The sequence below is a fragment of the Kosakonia oryziphila genome (assembly GCF_900094795.1).
Lineage (GTDB): Bacteria > Pseudomonadota > Gammaproteobacteria > Enterobacterales > Enterobacteriaceae > Kosakonia > Kosakonia oryziphila.
On the sequence record NZ_FMBC01000125.1, the window covers coordinates 1 to 1,206 of the forward strand.

1 protein-coding gene and 1 pseudogene are annotated in these 1,206 nt (G+C 43.4%); one reads left to right on the top strand and one right to left on the bottom strand.

Annotated features, from left to right (window positions below):
- The first annotated feature begins 191 nt into the window (after window positions 1–191).
- On the top strand, window positions 192–647 hold the full coding sequence (locus GA0061070_RS24450) for a transglycosylase SLT domain-containing protein (RefSeq protein ID WP_090139120.1): 456 nt from the start codon (window positions 192–194) through the stop codon (window positions 645–647).
- A gap of 25 nt (window positions 648–672) precedes the next feature.
- On the opposite strand, the pseudogene GA0061070_RS25905 reads toward GA0061070_RS24450, so the two are convergent.
- Window positions 673–1,056, bottom strand: a pseudogene (locus GA0061070_RS25905) (antirestriction protein); the annotation flags it as partial.
- Window positions 1,057–1,206 lie beyond the last annotated feature (150 nt).

Consider the following 1,206-nt stretch of genomic DNA (forward strand, 5'->3'; position numbering starts at 1 on the left):
AACGGGCTTTACGCATAGCGATCTCCTTCGTTGGAAGATTGATTATGCCGGATGCTCTCTAAATATGAATGGCACGATTATGCGGGATACTTACATATAGTGCCCGGGCAGGATTCGATATTTCCGGGCATTGCCGTTTTTTATGAAAAATGGCACTCTGGCCAAAGATAATCGAGTGAGGAATAGCGGACATGAGGAAAACCCTGATTACAGGACTACTGGCGATAACATTTTCTGTTAATGCGCAGGACTGTTTTGAAATGGCAGGCAGAGATTATCGGATTGAACCGAATCTGTTGCGGGCGATTTCGTTCCGTGAGTCATCCTGGCGTGATAATGCGCTCAACGTTGTTTCACAGAGTGAATATGCTGTCGGTAAGATGCAAATACACTCACAAAATTTTTCGCATCTGGCACAGTTCGGGATCACTCCGCGCCAACTTTATACTGACAGTTGCCTTAATATTTATACAGGGGCTTACTACCTTGCCATTGCTTTTAAACGCTGGGGATACTCATGGCGGGCTGTAGGGGCTTATAATGCAGGATTTCGTGAAACGGAATCACAGGAGAAAAAACGCCAGCAATATGCAAAAGAAATTCAGGCGATCTATGTCGGCATCAAAAAAAATGCGCCACCAGAGTGACGCACCTGTTTTAATCAATAGCCCGCTATATCAATCCACGTTCCGGATGTTGAATAAGACTGACATAATCCTTCAGGGTATCCTGACGGGCGACAAGATGTTTACAGATTTTCGCATATTAATCCCTCCTATCCGCCACCTGCCTGGACAGCCAGTTCATTATCAATAATGTCGCAATAATTACGGCAACATCGGCACTGACCTCTGATTAAAAATAATTTCCAGTGATGCACATGTTATATCGTTGCTCCCTTTAAGATGCGATATATTCGGTTTGTGGGGTAGTGAAGATAATTTTGTTCGGAGCCACATTTCCGCCGACATCCTGCGGAATAATCCAGTAATTTCAGAATCCACAATCATAATCTGAATGCTGGCGCAATCAACTGGCGACCATATTGTCAGCGGATGTAACGTGATAAAGTCGAACAATCTGCTTTGTGCGGTAAAACCAACATCGAAAGAATATTCATGAATAAAACAGTCGAAATATTGTGTCCACTCCCCATAAATAAAGACAGGCATAGAAGGTTGTGATCTACTTAGTGTTCCACCAAAA

What these genes read in the sequence shown, in the direction of transcription:
- GA0061070_RS24450 (WP_090139120.1), top strand. Translation starts at nt 192, where the DNA reads ATGAGGAAAACCCTGATTACAGGACTACTGGCGATAACATTTTCTGTT.